We start from the raw sequence: 19,307 nt of genomic DNA on the forward strand, positions 1-19,307 counted from the left end.
CAGGGGCGGGGCGATGGAACAAACACACACCACCCACACAGGTGTCGCGGCCACCCCGGGCGCGCAGCGCCGCGTGCTGGTGGTCGAGGACGACGCGACGATCGTCGATGCCATTGCCGCCCGGCTGCGGGCCGAGGGCTTCCTGGTGCAGACCGCACTCGACGGCCCCGCGGCCGTGGACGCGGCCGAGGCCTGGCAGCCGGATCTGATGGTGCTCGACATCATGCTTCCCGGCTTCGACGGCCTGGAGGTCTGCCGGCGCGTGCAGGCCCAGCGCCCGGTGCCGGTACTGATGCTGACCGCCCGCGACGACGAGACCGACATGCTCGTCGGCCTCGGCGTCGGCGCGGACGACTACATGACCAAGCCGTTCTCCATGCGTGAGCTGGCGGCCCGGGTCCATGTCCTGCTGCGCCGGGTCGAGCGGGCCGCACTGGCCGCCGTGACGCCCCGCAGCGGGATACTGCGGCTCGGCGAGCTGGAGATCGACCACGCGCAGCGCCGGGTACGGGTCCGTGCCGATGACGTGCACCTGACGCCGACCGAGTTCGACCTGCTGGTCTGCCTGGCCAACACCCCGCGCGCGGTGCTCTCGCGGGAGCAGCTTCTGGCGGAGGTCTGGGACTGGGCGGACGCCTCGGGCACCCGTACCGTCGACAGCCACATCAAGGCGCTGCGGCGGAAGATCGGCGCGGAGCGGATCCGTACCGTGCACGGTGTCGGTTACGCGTTGGAGACCCCCGCGCCATGACCGCGCCCGGACCGGGGCTTCGGCCGTTCTCGATCAAGGCCAAGCTGGGCACCCTGGTCGTGGTCTCGGTGTTCATCACGACCGGGCTGATCATGGTGGCCATGCGGACGCGCACGGAGCTGCGGTTCATCACGGTGTTCTCCGTGATCGCGACCCTGCTGATCACCCAGTTCGTGGCGCACGGTCTGACCGCGCCGCTGGACGAGATGAGGGCCGTCGCCCGGTCGATCTCGCACGGCGACTACACCAGACGGGTGAGCGGCGCCGACCGGCGCGACGAGCTCGGCGACCTGGCGCAGACGATCAACCTGATGGCCGACGACCTGGCGGCCGTGGACCGGCACCGCAAGGAGCTGGTGGCGAATGTCTCACATGAGCTGCGCACGCCCATCGCGGCGCTGAGAGCCGTGCTGGAGAACGTCGTGGACGGGGTGTCCGCGGCCGATCCGGAGACGATGCGCACCGCCCTGAAACAGACGGAACGGCTCGGCAGGCTCGTGGAGACGCTGCTGGACCTGTCCCGGCTGGACAACGGCGTCGTCACGCTGAAGGCCGGCCGCTTCGAGGTGTGGCCCTATCTGTCGGGGGTCCTCAAGGAGGCGAACCTCGCCGCCGCGCACCGCCGACTGTCCTCGGGTTCCGGCAACCACTCCCGTACGGACGTGCATCTGCACCTGGACGTGTCGCCACCGGAGCTGACCGCGCACGCGGACGCCGAGCGACTCCACCAGGTGGTGGCCAACCTGATCGACAACGCCGTGAAGCACAGCCCGCCGCACGGCCGGGTCACCGTACGCGCCCGGCGCGGCGGGCAGCCCGAGTCGCTGCATCTGGAGGTCGTGGACGAGGGCCCCGGCATCCCCGAGTCCGAGCGCCACCGGGTCTTCGAGCGGTTCAACCGGGGCGAGGAGCCCTCTCCGCACGGTCCGGGAAGCGACGGCGGTACGGGCCTGGGCCTGGCGATCGCCCGCTGGGCGGTGGATCTGCACGGCGGCCGGATCGGTGTGGCCGAATCGGCTCGCGGCTGCCGCATCCGCGTCACTCTTCCGGGGATCCATCAGCCACGAGGTTGACATAGGGTTCGAACCGGAAGGGCACGTTCTACGTGTTCTGTTCAAGGGGTACGGTCCAAGGGGCCGTAACTGCGGTCTCGCGTACCCGGAGCGAAGCGGAACCAAGCTTGTTTCCCGCCATTTCCTGCCCCGAAACCCGACTTTCGATGTGACTTGCACGACGAAGACCGGCCCGGCCTGCATGGAACGGCCGGGGAGGCGTAGCCTTGATTTCCGCTGTCCATCACCTTGTGAAGCGGAAGAGGGCGGTTGCCGCCGTGTCGTCTCAGTCCCCCAGTAACTCGAGCATCTCCACCGACCAAGCCAGCCCGGGTACGAACCCGGCTGCCGCTTTTGGCCCCAATGAGTGGCTCGTCGACGAGATCTACCAGCAGTACCTCCAGGATCCCAATTCGGTCGATCGCGCCTGGTGGGACTTCTTCGCCGACTACAAGCCGGGTACGTCCGGCACGGCGGACAAGCCCGTTCCCGGCGCCGCAGCCGCGGGGGCTGCGGTGCCCGCGGCTCCGGCCGCCACCGCACCGGCTCCGGCCGCGCCTGCCGCACCCGCGGCCAAGGCGCCGGCCGCACCCGTCGCTCCGGCGCCCGCGCCGGCCGCACCCGCACCTGCCGCCCCGGCGGCTCCGGTGAAGGCCGCACCGGCGAAGGCCGCACCGGCTCCGGCCGCGAAGGCTCCCGCCGCCCCGGCCACCGAGGCCCCGGCCGGTCCGGAGTACGTGACGTTGCGCGGCCCCTCCGCCGCTGTCGCGAAGAACATGAACGCCTCGCTGGAGCTGCCGACGGCCACGTCCGTCCGCGCCGTCCCGGTGAAGCTGCTCTTCGACAACCGCATCGTCATCAACAACCACCTCAAGCGCGCCCGCGGCGGGAAGATCTCCTTCACGCACCTCATCGGGTACGCGATGGTGCAGGCCCTCAAGGCCATGCCGGCGATGAACTACTCCTTCGCCCAGAAGGACGGCAAGCCGACCCTGGTGAAGCCGGAGCACGTCAACCTCGGCCTGGCCATCGACCTGGTGAAGCCGAACGGCGACCGCCAGCTGGTCGTCGCGGCCATCAAGAAGGCCGAGACGCTCAACTTCTTCGAGTTCTGGCAGGCCTACGAGGACATCGTCCGCCGGGCCCGCAACGGCAAGCTCGGCATGGACGACTTCACCGGTGTCACCGCCTCGCTGACCAACCCCGGCGGCATCGGCACCGTTCACTCGGTGCCCCGCCTGATGCCCGGACAGGGCCTCATCATGGGCGTCGGCGCGATGGACTACCCCGCGGAGTTCCAGGGCACGTCGCAGGACACCCTGAACAAGCTGGGCATCTCCAAGGTCATGACGCTGACCTCGACGTACGACCACCGGGTCATCCAGGGCGCCGCCTCCGGCGAGTTCCTGCGGATCCTCTCCCAGCTGCTGCTCGGCGAGAACGAGTTCTACGACGAGATCTTCAAGGCGCTGCGCATCCCCTACGAGCCGGTCCGCTGGCTCAAGGACATCGACGCCTCGCACGACGACGACGTCACCAAGGCCGCACGGGTCTTCGAGCTGATCCACTCCTACCGGGTCCGCGGTCACGTCATGGCCGACACCGACCCGCTGGAGTACCACCAGCGCAAGCACCCCGACCTGGACATCACCGAGCACGGCCTCACCCTGTGGGACCTGGAGCGGGACTTCGCGGTCGGCGGTTTCGCCGGCAAGACCATGATGAAGCTCCGCGACATCCTCGGTGTGCTGCGTGAGTCGTACTGCCGCACCACCGGCATCGAGTTCATGCACATCCAGGACCCGAAGCAGCGCAAGTGGCTCCAGGACCGGGTGGAGCGTCCGCGCCCCAAGCCCGAGCGCGAGGAGCAGCTGCGCATCCTGCGCCGGCTGAACGCCGCGGAGGCGTTCGAGACCTTCCTGCAGACGAAGTACGTCGGCCAGAAGCGGTTCTCGCTGGAGGGCGGCGAGTCCGTCATCCCGCTGCTCGACGCGGTCATCGACTCCGCCGCCGAGGCCCGCCTCGACGAGGTCGTCATCGGCATGGCCCACCGCGGCCGGCTGAACGTGCTGGCGAACATCGTCGGCAAGTCGTACGCGCAGATCTTCCGGGAGTTCGAGGGCAACCTCGACCCGAAGTCGATGCACGGCTCCGGCGACGTCAAGTACCACCTGGGCGCCGAGGGCACCTTCACCGGTCTGGACGGCGAGCAGATCAAGGTCTCGCTGGCCGCCAACCCCTCGCACCTGGAGGCGGTCGACCCGGTCCTGGAGGGCATCGCCCGCGCCAAGCAGGACATCATCAACAAGGGCGGCACGGACTTCACCGTCCTGCCCGTCGCGCTCCACGGCGACGCGGCCTTCGCGGGCCAGGGCGTCGTCGCCGAGACGCTCAACATGTCGCAGCTGCGCGGCTACCGCACCGGCGGCACCGTGCACGTGGTGATCAACAACCAGGTCGGCTTCACCGCCGCCCCGGAGTCCTCGCGCTCCTCGATGTACGCCACCGACGTGGCGCGCATGATCGAGGCGCCGATCATCCACGTCAACGGTGACGACCCCGAGGCCGTCGTCCGCGTCGCGCGGCTGGCCTTCGAGTTCCGTCAGGCGTTCAACAAGGACGTCGTGATCGACCTCATCTGCTACCGCCGCCGCGGTCACAACGAGGGCGACAACCCGCAGTTCACCAACCCGCAGATGTACACCCTGATCGACAAGAAGCGCTCGGTGCGCAAGCTCTACACCGAGTCCCTCATCGGTCGCGGCGACATCACGCTGGAAGAGGCGGAGCAGGCGCTCCAGGACTTCCAGGGCCAGCTGGAGAAGGTGTTCGCGGAGGTCCGCGAGGCCACCTCGCACCCGGCGCAGCCGCACGTCTCCGACCCGCAGGCGGAGTTCCCGGTGGCCGTGACCACCGCGGTCTCCCAGGAGGTCGTGAAGCGGATCGCCGAGTCGCAGGTCAACATCCCGGACCACATCACCGTCCACCCGCGCCTGATGCCGCAGATGCAGCGTCGTGCGGCCTCCGTGGAGGACGGCACGATCGACTGGGGCATGGGCGAGACCCTGGCCATCGGTTCGCTGCTGATGGAGGGCACCCCGGTCCGGCTCGCCGGCCAGGACACCCGCCGCGGCACGTTCGGCCAGCGCCACGCGGTGCTGGTCGACCAGGTGACCGGCGAGGACTACACCCCGCTGCTCTACCTCTCCGACGAGCAGGCCCGTTACAACGTCTACGACTCGCTGCTCAGCGAGTACGCGGCGATGGGCTTCGAGTACGGCTACTCGCTGGCCCGCCCGGAGTCGCTGGTCATCTGGGAGGCCCAGTTCGGTGACTTCGTCAACGGCGCGCAGACCGTCGTCGACGAGTTCATCTCCTCGGCCGAGCAGAAGTGGGGCCAGACCTCCGGCGTCACGCTGCTGCTGCCGCACGGCTACGAGGGCCAGGGCCCGGACCACTCGTCCGCCCGCCCGGAGCGCTTCCTCCAGATGTGCGCGCAGGACAACATGACGGTCGCGATGCCGACCCTGCCGTCGAACTACTTCCACCTTCTGCGGTGGCAGGTCCACAACCCGCACCACAAGCCGCTGATCGTCTTCACCCCGAAGTCGATGCTCCGCCTCAAGGCGGCGGCGTCGAAGGCGGAGGAGTTCACCACCGGTGGCTTCCGCCCGGTGATCGGCGACGACTCGGTCGACCCGAGCGCGGTCCGCAAGGTCGTCTTCTGCGCCGGCAAGGTCTACTACGACCTGGACGCCGAGCGCCAGAAGCGCGGCGACACGGAGACCGCGATCATCCGTCTGGAGCGCCTGTACCCGCTGCCGGGTGCGGAGCTCCAGGCCGAGATCGCCAAGTACCCGAACGCGGCGAAGTACCTGTGGGCCCAGGAGGAGCCGGCCAACCAGGGCGCGTGGCCGTTCATCGCCCTGAACCTGATCGACCACCTGGACCTGGCCGTCGGCGCCGACGTCCCGCACGGTGAGCGCCTGCGCCGCATCTCGCGGCCGCGCGGCTCGTCCCCGGCGGTCGGCTCGGCCAAGCGCCACCAGGCCGAGCAGGCACAGCTGGTCGCGGAGGTCTTCGAGGCCTGACCGGTCGCGTACGCAATGAGGGGCCCGGCCCGCGAGCCGATCGCGGGCCGGGCCCCTCGGCGTGGGCGCCCGGCTCAGACGATCAGGGGCTCGAAGTCCCAGTAGGGCCGGTTCCGGGAGCGGGCCGAGATGGTGTGGACGTGCTGGGGGCCGAGCGTCGACACCAGGTCCTCCAGGGCCTCGCCCTCGATCTTCTCGGCCCTCTGCCGTTCCCGCAGGCCGCGCAGGTCCGCGGCGTGGGCGATCCGGGCGGAGAGCGTGAGCGGGTGGGTGCGCCCCAGGACCTCGACGGCCCGGGTGACGACCGAGTCCGTCAGCGTGGCGGCGGACTCGGGGTCACCGACCAGATTGCGTACCGCCGAGGCGTTGACCGCACAGCCCAGCGTCCACGGGTGGTTCTCTCCCACGGCCGATGTCATGGCGGCGAGCGCCTCCTCCATCAGGGCGTGGGCGTGGTCCCGCTCCCCCACGTTGCGCAGGATCAGGGCATGGTTGGCCCGGGCCCCCGCCACATACGGGTGCTCGTCACCAAGCATGTCGGCGTAGCCGGCGACGACCTTCTCGCTTATGGCCCTGGCCTGGTCGATGTTGGCGTGCTCCCGGGCGAAGCAGCTCTGACCGGCCGCGAACATCATGGTCAGCGGGTGACTGTCGCCGAGGACCCGTTCGCATCGTTCCAGGACGCGGGTGAACAGGGCCGCGGCCTTGGTCCGCTCGCCCGAACGATAGTGGCACAGCGCGAGGTTGAACTCGGCCCGCAGCGTCTGCGGGTTGTCCGGGCCCAGGACCCGCCGGTGCACCTGGGCGCTCTGGTTCTGGAGTGACATCGCGTCGCCGTAGCGGCCGAGCAGGCGCAGGTCGGTGGCGTAGTGGATCTCGGAGGACAGGGTCCAGGTGTGCCGCTGGCCCAGGAGTTGGCGGCGGGAGTCCAGCGTGCGGCGGTTGAGCTCCAGGGACTCCCGGTAGCGGCCCAGCAGCCGCAGGGAGACGGCCAGGTTGTTCTGCGCGTTGAGCGTGCGCGAGTCCTGGTCGCCCAGCAGTTCCTGGTATGCGGCGGCGACGCCGGCGGAGATCTCCAGCGCCTCGTCGTACCGGCCGAGGCCCCGCAGGTCCGCGGCAAGGCCGGTGGCGGCGCGCAGATGTTCCAGGTCCTGGGTGCCGCGCTCGGCCCGCAGGTGCTCCACCGCGGCGCGTTCGATGGCTTCCGTGCCGGTGTAGTCGCCGACGGCCCGGAGCAGGTTGGCGTAGTGGTAGCTGAGGTCCCAGATCCGGGCGTGGTTGTCGCCCAGCAGTTCCTGCCAGGTGTTCATGGCGCGTTCGCCCAGCTTGATGCCGGCCCGGTACTCCCCGGAGAAGTACATGTAGCGCAGGCAGTTGAGCACCAGGGTCTGCACGGCCGGGTCGGTGCTGCGCAGGACGTCGGCCCACTTCAGGTGCGGGGTGATCTCGGCGTACGCGGGCCACAGACGGGTGTCGATGGGCTGGCCGGGGTCGGCCGCGGCGAGGGCCCGGCGGACGACGTCGATGAACTCCTGGCGGTCCTGGTCGGCCATGTCGTGGCCGACGATCTGATGCACCATGCGGTGGATGTAGAGCGATTCCCCGGACGACGCCGCGTCGACGACGGACTCGTGCGACTCCAGCCGGACCACGGAGTACTGGCGGAGCTGGCTGATCGCCCTGTTCCAGAGGAGAGGGTCGTTCATCAGCCCCGCAACCTGTTCAGGCAGCTCCCCCGGCGGCATCTCCTTCAGCATCCTGACGGGAATGGACCCGGGGGCGAAGAAGCTGCACAGGCGCAGGAGGTCGACGGACTCGGGGACTGTGTCCTTGAGCTTGTTCAGCAGTATCGACCAGGCGGTCTGGAAGGCGAGCGGGAAGTCCGCGGAGACCTTGACGACGTCCTGGTCGATGCCACCCTCCAGCAGACCGATGTACTCGTCGACCGACAGGTCGGAGTCGTTCAGCCAGCCGGCGGTCTGGTCGAGAAGGAGCGGCAGGTCCTCCAGCGCATCAGCCAACTGGTCGGCCTCGGCGGGCGTCAGCCGGGAAGCGCGGCGGCGGATGAAGGCGACGGACTCGTGGCGGGCGTAGACGGGCACCTCGACGAGGTCGCTGTTGTGCTCGCTCCACTCCGGGTTGCGGGAGGTGATCAGGACGTGTCCGGGCCCGGTGGGCAACAGGTCCCAGATCTGGTCGGGGTCGTCCGCACCGTCCAGGATCAACAGCCAGTGGGAGTGCGGGTCGCCGCGACGCAGCGCGTCGCGGACGGCACGCAGCCGTTCGCCGTACTCGGCACCGGTGGACAGGCCCAGTTCGGGGGCGAGTTCGGCGAGCTTCTGGCGGTAGAGCGCGCGCCGGTCGGCGGGCACCCACCAGACCACGTCGTACTCGGAACCGAAGCGGTACACGTACTCGGCGGCCAGCTGGGTCTTGCCCACGCCGGACATGCCGTGCAGGGTCACGACCCCGGCGCCCGTTCCGGACTCCTGGAGCGACCGGTAGGCGTTGGTGAGCAGTTCCTCGCGCCCGGTGAAACGGATGTTGCGGCGCGGCACCCCGCCCCACACCTGGGGGGTCTCGGCCGGATACCGGGGGCCCGGCCGGGAACCGGACGGCTCGGGCAGCGGGTCGTCGGGCAGCCCCAGTCGGGCCAGGAGCCTGCGCTCGGCCTCGTCGGCGCCGACATTGGTGAGGTCGGCCGCGCCGAAGACCGAGGTGGCTCCGGGCAGGGCGGAGGTCGTGACGCAGACGGCGGCGAACCGGTCGGGGTCCGGGGCGACCTCGGCGCGCAGAGCCCTGTTCCACTCGTCGTGGCTGCGGGGGCCGAGCTGGAAGTACCAGTCGCTGAGGATCACCAGGATGCGGCCCTGGGCGAGCCTCAGATCCCGCAGGGACTCCTCCAGCGGGATCTCCACCGGGGGATCCCAGCGCTGCTGGCGTACCGTCACACCACGCCGTTCCAGACGGTCCGTGATCCACGCCGACCAGGCGCGATTGAAACCGGCGAAACTGATCGTGACGGTTTGCGCCCCGGTTCCCCCAACTGGCCTACGTGTTCCGGGCATTCAACCGTCTCCCTGCCTCGATACAAGCCTTGCCAACTTACACCGGGGCGTGGCCGCCCCAGCCGCTGTCACGGGCTTCTCACTGCCTTCGCGAGCCGTTCCTCTGCTGCCATATCACCCGGGCGGTGCTCACATAGGCCTGTGCGCGCGCGAGGTGCCCCGGGGGAGGCGGAGAATCGTCCAGACGGTGGTAGACCGTGATCATCTCGTTGACCAGCACCCGGCCTTCGCGGGTCAGCCCCGCCGATGCGGCCAGCACGGGCAGTACGGCACCCACCTGTTCGCGGCAGCGGGCGTGTTCGGCCCAGGCCAGGTCCCGGTGGCTGACGCGGCGCGCGTGCAGCGCGTACCGCTGCCAGTAGTCGGCGAGCGCGAGGTGCGAGTAGGCGCCGTGCAGGAGACCGTCGAAGGGCCGGGGGTCGGGGCGCCAGGGGGCGAAGTGGCGTGGTGTCGCGTCCTCCTGGTGCAGCGGTACGAGATCGGCAAGGCCCGCCAGCTTGGTGTGCTGGAGTTCGTGGACGAGGGTCGAGGCGAAGAAGAGGGAGGTGGCGGGCTTGCTGCTGAGGACGGCTCCGAACGCCTCCCGCCTGGTCCCGCTGCAGTGCGACGCGTCCTCGTCCTCGGCGCCGGGGGGGCTGCCCAGCGGTATGACGCTCCGCAGGAGCACGGCGGCCTCGTTGAGGCGGTGCTCACCGCCGATCCGCAGCAGGCGCTCCACCCCGGACCAGGACTCGGCCCAGGCCTTGCGCTCCTGGTCGGGGACGGGAGCGACCGCGCTCAGCCCGTAGCGCGCGAGCCCGTCGCCCTCGGTGCCGTACGGGTCGATGTCGTCCAGGGGTACGGGGCGGGAGCCGGGCAGTGCGGGCAGCAGGAGCACCGTCAGCCAGCGCGGGTCCGCCGACGTCGGCGTGCCGTACGGCTGGGCCCGTACGGTCAGCGGCGCGGCACCGGCCGGCCGCAGCGATATCTCTCCGTCGGCGTGACTGAGTCCGACCGGGCCGTCGGGGGCCCTGACCGCGCCCAGAGTGGGCAGTGCGGCCAGACCGTCGCGTGGGCGGAGGGTGACACGGCAGGGTGTTCCCGCCCGGATCGCGGCCGCTGCCGCGAGTGCGGTCAGATACGACAGGTCGTCGCGGAGAACGGGGTGGGGGCCGCCGTCGGGGCCGGCCATGAGGCCGGCCAGGAGCCGTTGCGCCCAGGGGCCCGCCATCGGGTGGAGGAGCACGGTGCGTACCGCTGCCCGGTCGGTGCGCTCGGCGGCCTCCAGCAGCGCCCAGTCCTCGCGCAGCCGGTCGAGCAGCGGGGGCGGGCACACGGTCGCGGGGGCGGCGGCCGCCGCGTCGAGCACGGCTCTCAGGAGGACCAGGCGACGGGTGTCCTGGGCGCGGGCGAGCAGGCCGAGGGTGGCGGGGCCGCCCTCGGTCCGGCCGAGTTCGCGCAGTACGGGGTCGGGGACGGTGGTGCTCATGGGGGGTCTCCTGCGGTTGCTTCGGCGAGCCGGTCCGCGACATGACGGATCAGCCGTTCGAGGTCGGCGCAGTAGACGGAGGGGTTGGCGAAGCCGTTCTCTGCGCGGTAGCGGTGGGCGTAGTGGCCGCCACCGCACACGGTCAGCAGCGGGCAGGACCGGCAGGCGGTGGCGAGTGAGGCGGAGCCGGCCTGGCGGGCGGCGACACCGGGGTGGCGCAGGGCGTCGTCGAAGGTGTGCCGGAAGACGTCGAGGCCGGTGGCGGTCGCGCCGTCGTACGCGGACTTGAGGGAGTCGATCTGTTCGATCGAGCCGTCCGTCTCGATCACCACCGCGTTGAGGGGGTCGAGGCCGAGGGATTCGGTCGCGGCGGGCAGGCCGAGGAGCAGGGCGATGCATTCCTCGAAGAGCCGGATCCGGGTCTCCCGCCGGGCGGCGGGCCACCAGCGGTCGAAGACGGCGCACAGCCAGTCGCCGTACGGGGTGGCGCGTCCCGATCCGGGGCGCCTGGGAGTGTCCGTCAGGTCCGGCAGTCCGGGCGGAGGGCTGGTCCAGTTGCCGTGCGGCAGCAGCAGGTTGAGCGCAGGGGGGCGCAGCTCCAGCAGCGACTCGTATACCTCGACCGGGTCCGTGCGCGGGTCGACGACGGTGAGGATGCCCGCGTACGCCTCGGGGTGGTGGTCGGCGAGGAGCCTGGCGCCCCGCGAGGCGGCGGGCCAGGAGGAACGGCCGGCGTGGTCGGTGCGCAGGGTGTTGTGCGCGGCCAGTCCGCCGTCCAGGCTGATACCGATGCGTATGCCGTGCCGGGCCAGGGTGGCGATGCGCGCGTCGGTGAGCAGGGTGGCGTTCGTCTGCACGACGGTGTGGACGGTGCAGCCGTCGGGCGCGCGCTCGCGCAGCCGGTCGGCGAGGGCGCCCAGCCGGCCGGGGCCGGCGAGCAGGGGCTCGCCGCCGTGCAGGACGAGCGCGATGTGCCGGAGGTGGTGCGCGGCCGCGTGTTCGGCGATCCGGTCCGCCGTCCGGTCCAGGACCGCGGGTGACGCGGCGGCCGGCCGGGCGCGCCAGGTCCGGTCGGGGCCCTCGTACAGGTAGCAGTACCGGCAGGCGAGGTTGCAGCGGCCGTGCACCTTGACGATGAACTGCCCGAAGGGAACAGGTGGGTGCGGGGTGAGCGGCCGCGGCACGGCCCGCAGGAGCGGCGGGCGGGATCCGCGGCGCGGTCCTGTGGGGCTGCCCATCTCAGAAGGCCGCGTCGAAACCCCAGAGCATCTCCTGCGGCTGGTCCGCCCGGCTGCGCAGATCGGCGACCACCTCGGCGAGCACCGGGTGGTCCAGGGTCCGCAGCGCCTCCAGGTCGAGGTCCAGCAGATCCGGCAGCTCGCCCGTGGCACCGGGCGCCTCGGCGGCCGCCTCTGCCCCGTCCTTACGTGTCGACTCGATCATCACGCCTCCCCGTAGTGCAGCACCGGGGCCCGCCGTGCCGTGCTCGCCCTTGAGCGCACACCGCGGCTCCCGCGTCCCTGACCCGCCTCGTCCTGCCGTTCGCGCCCGGCCCGGCGCCGGTCGTGCGCCGGGCTCTCCGGTCGCGGGCCGCCCCGGTGCTCGCCGTTGAGCACTCAGCGCTCCAGCTCGGCCAGCCGCCCGGCGGTCGACTCCCCCGCCGCGCCGCCGCCGTCCGGCAGTTTGCGCCACTCCTGACGGGCCGCCCGGTACGCGTCCCGCGCGGCCCGGGGGCGGCCTGCCCTCTCATAGGTCATACCCCGCCAGTGGTTGGCTGTAGCACCCAACTCCACTGCCTCTTGGGTCCGTTGTGGACTCCGCTGCTCCGCTTCGGCCTCCGCCGCGGACTCGGCGGCGGACCGGAAGGCCTCCGCCGCGTCGTCGCGGCGGGCCGGTCTGTCCAGTACGTCGGCGGCCGCCAGATGGGCCCGGCCCAGCTCCAGCCAGCAGCGGGCCCCGGTCAGCGGGTCCGCCGCCTCCTGCGCCGCGAGCCCGAACAGGTACTCGGCCTCACGGAGGTCGACCCGGTCCGCGGTGGCCCGGTGCCGCAGCATCAGGGCGCGGCCGAGCATCAGGAGCCGCTCCGACTGGTGCGCGCCGCCCGACGGCGTCTCCGAACGGCAGTCACGCAGCACCCGCACGGCGGCACCGATGTGCGCGCCGCCGTCCGGGAGTTCGGCGCGGCGCAGCAGGGTGGCGCCCCATTCGGCCAGCAGATCGGTGTGGGCCCGCGAGTCCCGGGGGGTCCCCCGGGCGGCGCGGGCGAACCAGTTCGTGGCGGCGACGAGTTCGTCCGGGTCGCCGGTGTGCTCGTAGCGGGCCGCCCGGATCCGTCCGGCCCGGGTCTGCAACTGGGCACGCTGACGCTGTTCGCGTACGGTCTCCAGCGCCCGGCCGGTCAGTGCCGCAGCCTCGTCCGGCTCCTCGCCCGAGGCCAGCAGGGCGTCGACCAGGTCGAGCACGATGCGGTTCCCTGTGGCCGTGGTGTGCCCGTCGCCCAGGGCGAACACCGTGCGCAGCGAACGGGCCGACTGCCGCGCGTACTCCCGGGACTGCTCCGTGTCCTCGGTGGCGCCCGCCAGCCTGAGCAGCGTCCGGCCGTGCTGGAGCGGCAGGGCGGCCGGCCGGTTCTCCTCGTCGGGCCAGGAGTCGGCGAAGGCCTCAAGCATTCCGCAGGCGCTCTGCAGCAGGGCGCTGTCGCCGTCGAGCCGCCACTGCGCCTCCAGGCCCCGCACCCGTTCCAGAGTGAGGCGCAGAGCCTCGGCCGGCGCCAGGCCGGGGGCCGCGCACGCGGCTGTGTACTCGCGCTCGGCACGCCGCAGCAGCTCCAGGGCGCCGCGACGGTCCCCGCGCCTGCGCCGGTCGTCGGCGCGTGCGTGCAGCACCTGGGCCAGCACCGCCCGTTCGTGTACGGCTCCGGGATACGCGACGGCCCGTTCGGCCGCGCGTCCGGCCTCGCCGAGCAGATCGGCGCCGCCCCTCACTTCCCAGAGCCGCAGCGTGCACCGCGCATACTCGGCCCAGAGCTCCGGCCCCGCCCCGGGCGGCGGACTGCTCTCGGCGGCCCCCCGCAGCAGCAGTACGGCGTCGATCAGGCGCTGCACCATCGTGTCGGCCTCGAACTGCCGGACGAGCTCCCGGGCCTGCTCCACGGCCGGACTGGTGCCGGAGGCCGGGAGGCCCCCCGGAGCGTCGGGGTCCCGGGTGACGAACCTGGGGGGTACGGGCATGAACCGCTCCAGTACGCGCGCCGCGACCTCGGCGAAGGCATGGGGGACGCCCCGGGCGCCGTGCCTCCCGTGTTCCCCGGTCCCGCCCCCGATCCCGCTCTCGTCCTTCTCCTCGCCGTCCCCGTTCTCCTCGCTGTCCCAGGCGCCCCCGGCGGCGGTGGCGGCGGAGTGCCGGGAGTCGTGCAGCGCACCGTCACCGAGCTGGGCGAAAGCCAGGGCCGGGAAGTTGGGCCCGCCCTTGCCGAAACGCTGCTCGATGTACTGCGAGCAGTGCTTGAGCACGAGCAGGGCCTCGTCCCGGCCGAGCGGGCCGAGCAGCGCGTCCTGGACCCCGGGCGCGAAGGCGTACCACTGGCCGCGCCCGCCGCCGCCGTCGGCACGGGTGAGCAGCCCGCTCAGCAGCACCTCGGCCAGCTCGGACGGGCCCGAGTGGGGGAGCATCGTGCGTTGCACGAGCTGCATCACCGGGAGGTAGAGGGGGGCCGCCGCCAGATAGACGGCCAGTTGTCCGGCGGCCGGGGAGGCCACCGAGCGGAAGCGGCTGACCAGTTGGAGCGAGGAGAGCGGTCCGCCGGACCGCTGGGCGGCGGCCGCGGGCTGGTCGCCCCGCACCCAGCCGACCGCGCCGGGGATCCGCGCCTCGCCCGTACCCGAGAGCAGTCTGGCCCAGGAGGCGAGGGCGTCCGCCACCGGCGGGAGGACCGGGACGGCCAGGGCGCCGGGGTGCACGGCGGGGCCGGTACCGGCGTCCTCGACGACCTTCAGCAGGGTGGCTCCGGCCGGCCCGTCGCCGCGGGAGAGCGAGCCGAAGGTGACGGGCAGCCTGGTCCGGTTCCACATCCGCTGCGGCAGTGGCTGCAGCACGGCGACCGGTGACTGGCGGGCCAGTTGGTGCAGCAGCCGGTGAGCGCGCCCGCTGTGCCAGAGCGGGCCGGCGCAGTCGCTGATGACGACGGTGACCCGGCGTCCCGTCGGATCGCTGAGCCGGTCCGCCGAGTGAAGCGGCCCGGTGACCGGGTCGGAACTGCGGCTGACCGCGCATCCGCCGTCCGGCCCCTGGTGCAGATAGCGCACCTGGACATCCCGGAACGCGCCCAACTGGGCGAAAATGCGCTGGAGTTCGCCGAACATCCGGTCCCACACCAGCATGGAGGAGGAGGCGTCCATCACGCACTGGAGGATGGCCTCGCCCCGGCGGACGCCACGGAACACCGGCATGACCATGCCGCCCGCCCGGGCGCTGAGCTCCGCGGTCGCCGTCTCGTCCAGGACGTGCCGCAGTGGCGCCGAGGCCGGGTGGTAGCGCTGCAACGGGCGTAACGCGCGGGTGAGTTCGAGGGGGTCCGGGAGGACCGGGGCAGCGGGTACCCCGAAGGCGAGAGCCGTTGCCGGGGCGTCCGCCGTGGACCTCCGGCCCGGCGGGGGCGCGTCGCCGCCCCGGGGAGGCTCGCGGCCCGGGTCGGGGTAGAGGGAGATCCGTCCGTCGTCGCGCGGACCGGCCGGACGGTCGGCGCGGTCGTCCCCGCCGGGGTCCGGGACGGCGTCGTCCGGGGCGGCCCCGGAAGCCGCACGGCCGGGAGCCACCTGCTCCCCGGGGAGCCCGGCGGGCACGGGCGCACCCCCGCCCTCACCCCGGTCCTCCGGGGGCCCGTCGGTGCCGCGGGTCCATCCGGCCAGCCAGAGCGCATCGCACAGCTGCTCGACGCCGGGGTCGAGCCCGGCCGCGCGCAGCCGGGCGACAAGCGTCGCGAGCGGCTCCGATCCGGCGGACTCGTCCGGCCCGGGCATCCTTGGCGCCCCCTCCACCCCGTGCATCAGCGGGTCACCTCGGCCGGTCGAGTCGCTGGATAAGCAGGTCAGCCAGCCGGTCCCGGCCGGTCGGCGCTGCGGCCTGAGTGAGGTAGATCGCGTTCAACAGCTGGTCAGTGGCCAGGAGTTCACTGCGTGAGCGCTCCAGGAAGTGGGTGATGAGGTCCTCGCTCGACCGGGCCGCCTCCTCGCCCAGATGGGCCTTCACGAACGCGGCCAGCCGCTTGTGGTCGGGACGGCCCAACTCCAGGTGGATGCAGCGGCGCATCAGGGGGGCGGGGAAATCCCGCTCCCCGTTGCTGGTGAGCACCACGAACGGGAACGCCCGGCACTGCACCCGGCCGCCCTTGATCCGCACCTTGTTGCCGTCGTGATCCAGCACGTCCGCCTCGCCGCCGGGCAGCCGGTCGGCGATCCGCTCCAGCTCGGGAATGGCGAACTCGCCCTCCTCCAGCACGTTGAGCAGGTCGTTCGGCAGGTCGATGTCGCTCTTGTCGAGCTCGTCGATGAGCAGCACCCGCGGCCGGTCCGAGGGCAGCAGCGCGGTGCCCAGCGGGCCGAGCCGGATGTAACTGCCCACGCTCTGGGCCGCGTCCGTGGCGGCGCCGTCGGCGGATGCGTGCGAGGCGATCTGCACGTCCTGCAGCCGCGCGATCGCGTCGTAGTGGTAGAGGCCGTCCTGAAGAGTGGTGCGGCTGACCACGGGCCAGCGCAGCACCTTGCCGAACTCCAGTTCCCGGGCGACGGAGTGGGCCAGGGTGCTCTTCCCGGCACCCGGGTCCCCGGTGACGAGCAGCGGGCGTCGCAGATACAGGGCGGCGTTGATCATCTCGAGCTCCTCGGCCCCGGGCCGGTGCTCCTCGGCGACGCGTCCGGGAATGCCGAGGCGGCGGTCGGACGACTCGCCCGGGTCCGTCTCGGCGGTCCCGTCCGCGCGGCCGGCCGCGAAATCGCGCCAGGGCGGCGGCGGGGGCAACTGTGCCACGTCGTCATGGGGTTCGCCGATCCCCCGGTAGATGAGCCACTCGCTGGGTTCACTCATAGCGTGTTCCTCGTCGTCACTCGTCCGCCACGGGCAGCAGCCGTCGAACGTGCCTTACCGTAGCGATCCGGCACACCCCCCGTAAGGGGCGGACCGGCACGGCCCTTCGGGTCACGGGCCCGTCTCCTCACGGCGCCTCCAGGAACTCACCGGAACCGGGCAGGGAATGGTGCGGATTCGCGTAGTACAAGGCCATTCCGTCGGACCAGAACACCTCCGGGCGCCCCTCGTTCACTCCCCGCCTCAGCTCATGGACCGCCCACGGCAGCCGGTCGCAGGTGCGCGCGTCCGAGACGGTCTCGGCCACGCGCCGGTGGAACTCCCCGCAGACCGTGTCGGGCTCCACCGCCCTCCGTTGCAGCAGGGCCACACCGAACCCGGTGTCCAGGGCCCGTACGACCCCGGCGGTAGTCTCGGGGTCCGGCCGGTCGCCGTAGCGGCAGAACACCGGAACGGACTCCTTCGGCAGCGCGCCCAGCCGGTCCGCCTCCGGTACGCGTACCCCCCAGCCGCTCTCGCAGTCGACCACTTCGGCCCGCATCCCGGTGTGCAGCGTGGCGTCCCAGCGCGCCGACCACTCATCGGTCGGGCCGTGGTAGGAACTGCGCAGCACCACCGGTCGTACGACACCGAGCGGCGGCCCGTGCGGTGCCAGCCGCCAGCGGTCGACGCCGAGCCCGAAGAGCGCGGGGGCGACCGCTACCTGGAGCATCGCCGGACTGCCCGGTTCGTCGCAGCGCCGGAAGGCCTCGGCCAGCGGGGCGGCGAGCCGATCCGGCAGGGTGTCGAGGGCGCAGCCCTGGCCGTCCTCGGCGACGGGGAGCAGTTCCCCGGTGGGGCGGGCCACCCCGATCCGCCAGTCGTAGCGGCCCCTGGCCCAGCCCTGTGGCTCCAGTTCCAGCAGGACGTAGGCGCGCTCACCGGCCCGGCCGGGCTCGGCGGGCAGGGCGCGGGAGTGCCCGGCCTGCTGCTCCAGGCGCCGCCGGACGGTGGGCCACTCCATGGCGAGCTGCCGCCGGAAGTCGCGGGACAGCTCCTCCTCCGCGATCCGCTTCACCCAGTCCCACAGCAGTTCGGCGGCGGTCCTGGTGGAAGGTGTGTCGAAGGGCCGGTCGGCGGCGAGGACACCCATGCAGTACCGCAGGACCAGTTCGAGTGGGGCGTCGCGGTGGCGCTGCTGGGCGCCATACAGCGCACCCAGGCCGTCGCGCCAGCCGCGCGGGGCGGGCCGGTGTTCGCGGGAGTGGACGCCGGGCAGGGTGTCGAGGAGGACGAGCAGACTGCGGGTGCTGACCGGGGGCGGGAACTCGGCAAGCCGGCCGAGCAGGTCCGCGCGCCGTTTGGGCCCGAGCACCCCGCCTGCCGGTACGGGCAGTTCGCTCTGTACGTCGGCCCAGGTCCGGGCGGTACTCGCCGGGTTGGTGTGCCGGTCCGCGTGGTAGCGGTCGTGGGCGTGGAAGATGGCCTGGTAGAGGTCGTCGGCCTCGGCCTCGACGGGCTCCGCGGGCACGTCCAGGGCGCGCAGCCGCTCGATCCCGACGGCCGTGCCACCCTGCTGACGGTCCAGGCGCGACTTGACGACGCCGACCACCTCACCCCGGGCGAAGTCGATCACGGGGCCGCCGGACATGCCCGGCTCCAGCCATCCGCCTTCGAGGACGATGAGCTGTTCCACGTCGTCGTCGGCGCCGTAGGAGCCGTTCACCCCGTACGCGCCGTCGCGCAGCTTCAGTCCGCCGCCGGGTGACTCGACCCATCCCACACAGCGGATGTCGCTGCCGCGCCGCAGGCCTCCGGAGCGCTCGGTGACGTACACACAGGCGTGCTCGACGGGCCGCCGGAGCTGGATGAGCGCGAGGTCGGGGGCGGGCCAGCCGGCCGCACCGGGCGGCCGGGTGCCGGGCATGGCGACGACGACCCGGCCTTGGACCTCGGTCAGCTTCCCGCCGTACCGGTCACTCCTGACCATCACGCTCACCGCACCCCCCTCCCCCCGCATCGCCACATGGGCGCACGTCAGGATCCAGCTCGGCGCGACGAAGAACCCGCTCCCCAAGAACTCGCCGACCGGCCCGTCAGGGGCATACCCGGACGCCGGGCGATGGATGCGTACGGTGGCGTCCTCCACGAGGGTCATGAGCGCATCGTCCCGCTGCCCCGCACCCCCGTCCACGCCCCCGTCGGTGTCCGAGGTCATGCCCCGCCGCCGTCGGTGTCGTCCGCGCCGTCCGGGAGTCCCGGTGCGCCGGGAGCTGCCCCGGCGTGCGGGACTCCCGCGGGCGCGCCGGCGGACGGCGGCTGCGGCGCGGGCGCCGGGGGCGCGAACGGAACCTGCGGTACCGGTGCGGGGGCAGGGGATGTCGCGGACGCGGGCACCTGAGCGGGCACCTGTGCGGGCGGGGACGGGGGGACGGGCGGATCGACCGGTGGTCCACCGCCGTTCCAGGTGAGCGTGACCTTGATCGCGCCCTTGGCCTCGCCGTCCGCGAGCAGACCGACGACCTTGCCGGACTTGGCGGTGAGTTCGATCCCGAACTCGACGCTGACCTCGTCCGGCCGCACGGCACGCAGCGGCACGGCGAGCGAGCGCGCGACGCTCGTCACCACGGAGTGCAGGCTCTCGACCCGGGCCTGCACCCGGTCCCCGATGTCCCCGAAGCCGGTGTCCGTGAACGTCAGCCCACCGGGCTCGGGACGGTCCAGTTCCTCGGCTCCGGAGATCCGCGCCCAGACCGGTGTTCCGTCCGGCATCTCGATGCGCGTCACACGGGCCCCGCTGTCGTCCATGACACCCCC

The 19,307-nt window shown here is 72.4% G+C and carries 11 protein-coding genes; 3 read left to right on the plus strand and 8 right to left on the minus strand.

All coding sequences use genetic code 11. The features are described from left to right. Positions 1-13: 13 nt before the first annotated feature. From OG959_RS11015 to OG959_RS11025, 3 genes are all read left to right on the plus strand, one after another. Positions 14-751, plus strand: coding sequence for a response regulator transcription factor (locus OG959_RS11015; RefSeq protein WP_148020697.1), 738 nt, complete (start codon positions 14-16; stop codon positions 749-751). After that, positions 748-1,824, plus strand: a complete 1,077-nt coding sequence (locus tag OG959_RS11020) for a HAMP domain-containing sensor histidine kinase (RefSeq protein WP_326657979.1) — start codon at positions 748-750, stop codon at positions 1,822-1,824. The genes OG959_RS11015 and OG959_RS11020 overlap by 4 nt, the downstream gene beginning before the upstream one ends. A 257-nt stretch (positions 1,825-2,081) precedes the next feature. Next, positions 2,082-5,894 (plus strand): multifunctional oxoglutarate decarboxylase/oxoglutarate dehydrogenase thiamine pyrophosphate-binding subunit/dihydrolipoyllysine-residue succinyltransferase subunit, encoded by a 3,813-nt coding sequence (locus tag OG959_RS11025; protein ID WP_326657980.1) that lies wholly within the window; start codon positions 2,082-2,084, stop codon positions 5,892-5,894. Between the two features lie 74 nt (positions 5,895-5,968). On the opposite strand, the gene fxsT is transcribed toward OG959_RS11025, so the two are convergent. The 8 genes from fxsT to OG959_RS11065 form a co-directional block, all read right to left on the minus strand. Beyond that, positions 5,969-8,962 (minus strand): FxSxx-COOH system tetratricopeptide repeat protein, encoded by a 2,994-nt coding sequence (gene fxsT / locus OG959_RS11030; RefSeq protein WP_326657981.1) that lies wholly within the window; start codon positions 8,960-8,962, stop codon positions 5,969-5,971. 79 nt (positions 8,963-9,041) lie between these two features. Next, entirely contained in the window at positions 9,042-10,430 is a 1,389-nt protein-coding gene (locus OG959_RS11035) for an HEXXH motif domain-containing protein (protein ID WP_326657982.1), read from the minus strand. Further along, entirely contained in the window at positions 10,427-11,668 is a 1,242-nt protein-coding gene (locus OG959_RS11040) for an FxsB family cyclophane-forming radical SAM/SPASM peptide maturase (protein ID WP_326657983.1), read from the minus strand. Before OG959_RS11040 ends, OG959_RS11035 begins: the two co-directional genes overlap by 4 nt. Position 11,669: 1 nt before the next feature. Beyond that, complete coding sequence (gene fxsA / locus OG959_RS11045) at positions 11,670-11,873, minus strand: FxSxx-COOH cyclophane-containing RiPP peptide (RefSeq protein ID WP_326657984.1); 204 nt, start codon at positions 11,871-11,873, stop codon at positions 11,670-11,672. 173 nt (positions 11,874-12,046) lie between these two features. Then, positions 12,047-15,448 (minus strand): SAV_2336 N-terminal domain-related protein, encoded by a 3,402-nt coding sequence (locus OG959_RS11050; protein WP_326657985.1) that lies wholly within the window; start codon positions 15,446-15,448, stop codon positions 12,047-12,049. Positions 15,449-15,482: 34 nt separating this feature from the next. Beyond that, positions 15,483-16,511, minus strand: coding sequence for an AAA family ATPase (locus tag OG959_RS11055; protein WP_326657986.1), 1,029 nt, complete (start codon positions 16,509-16,511; stop codon positions 15,483-15,485). A 127-nt stretch (positions 16,512-16,638) separates the two neighbouring features. Further along, positions 16,639-18,708 (minus strand): VMAP-C domain-containing protein, encoded by a 2,070-nt coding sequence (locus OG959_RS11060; protein ID WP_326657987.1) that lies wholly within the window; start codon positions 18,706-18,708, stop codon positions 16,639-16,641. Next, entirely contained in the window at positions 18,705-19,298 is a 594-nt protein-coding gene (locus OG959_RS11065; protein WP_326657988.1) for a CU044_2847 family protein, read from the minus strand. The genes OG959_RS11060 and OG959_RS11065 overlap by 4 nt, the downstream gene beginning before the upstream one ends. Positions 19,299-19,307: the final 9 nt, after the last annotated feature.

The sequence above is a fragment of the Streptomyces sp. NBC_00385 genome, from assembly GCF_035917155.1.
Classification (GTDB): Bacteria; Actinomycetota; Actinomycetes; order Streptomycetales; family Streptomycetaceae; genus Streptomyces; species Streptomyces poriferorum.

Coding starts and splice junctions, on each gene's coding strand:
- OG959_RS11020 (WP_326657979.1), top strand. CDS start 748: ATGACCGCGCCCGGACCGGGGCTTCGGCCGTTCTCGATCAAGGCCAAG.
- fxsT (WP_326657981.1), bottom strand. CDS start 8,962: ATGCCCGGAACACGTAGGCCAGTTGGGGGAACCGGGGCGCAAACCGTC.
- OG959_RS11040 (WP_326657983.1), bottom strand. CDS start 11,668: ATGGGCAGCCCCACAGGACCGCGCCGCGGATCCCGCCCGCCGCTCCTG.
- OG959_RS11015 (WP_148020697.1), top strand. CDS start 14: ATGGAACAAACACACACCACCCACACAGGTGTCGCGGCCACCCCGGGC.
- OG959_RS11060 (WP_326657987.1), bottom strand. CDS start 18,708: ATGACCTCGGACACCGACGGGGGCGTGGACGGGGGTGCGGGGCAGCGG.
- OG959_RS11065 (WP_326657988.1), bottom strand. CDS start 19,298: ATGGACGACAGCGGGGCCCGTGTGACGCGCATCGAGATGCCGGACGGA.
- OG959_RS11035 (WP_326657982.1), bottom strand. CDS start 10,430: ATGAGCACCACCGTCCCCGACCCCGTACTGCGCGAACTCGGCCGGACC.
- OG959_RS11050 (WP_326657985.1), bottom strand. CDS start 15,448: ATGCCCGGGCCGGACGAGTCCGCCGGATCGGAGCCGCTCGCGACGCTT.
- fxsA (WP_326657984.1), bottom strand. CDS start 11,873: ATGATCGAGTCGACACGTAAGGACGGGGCAGAGGCGGCCGCCGAGGCG.
- OG959_RS11055 (WP_326657986.1), bottom strand. CDS start 16,511: ATGAGTGAACCCAGCGAGTGGCTCATCTACCGGGGGATCGGCGAACCC.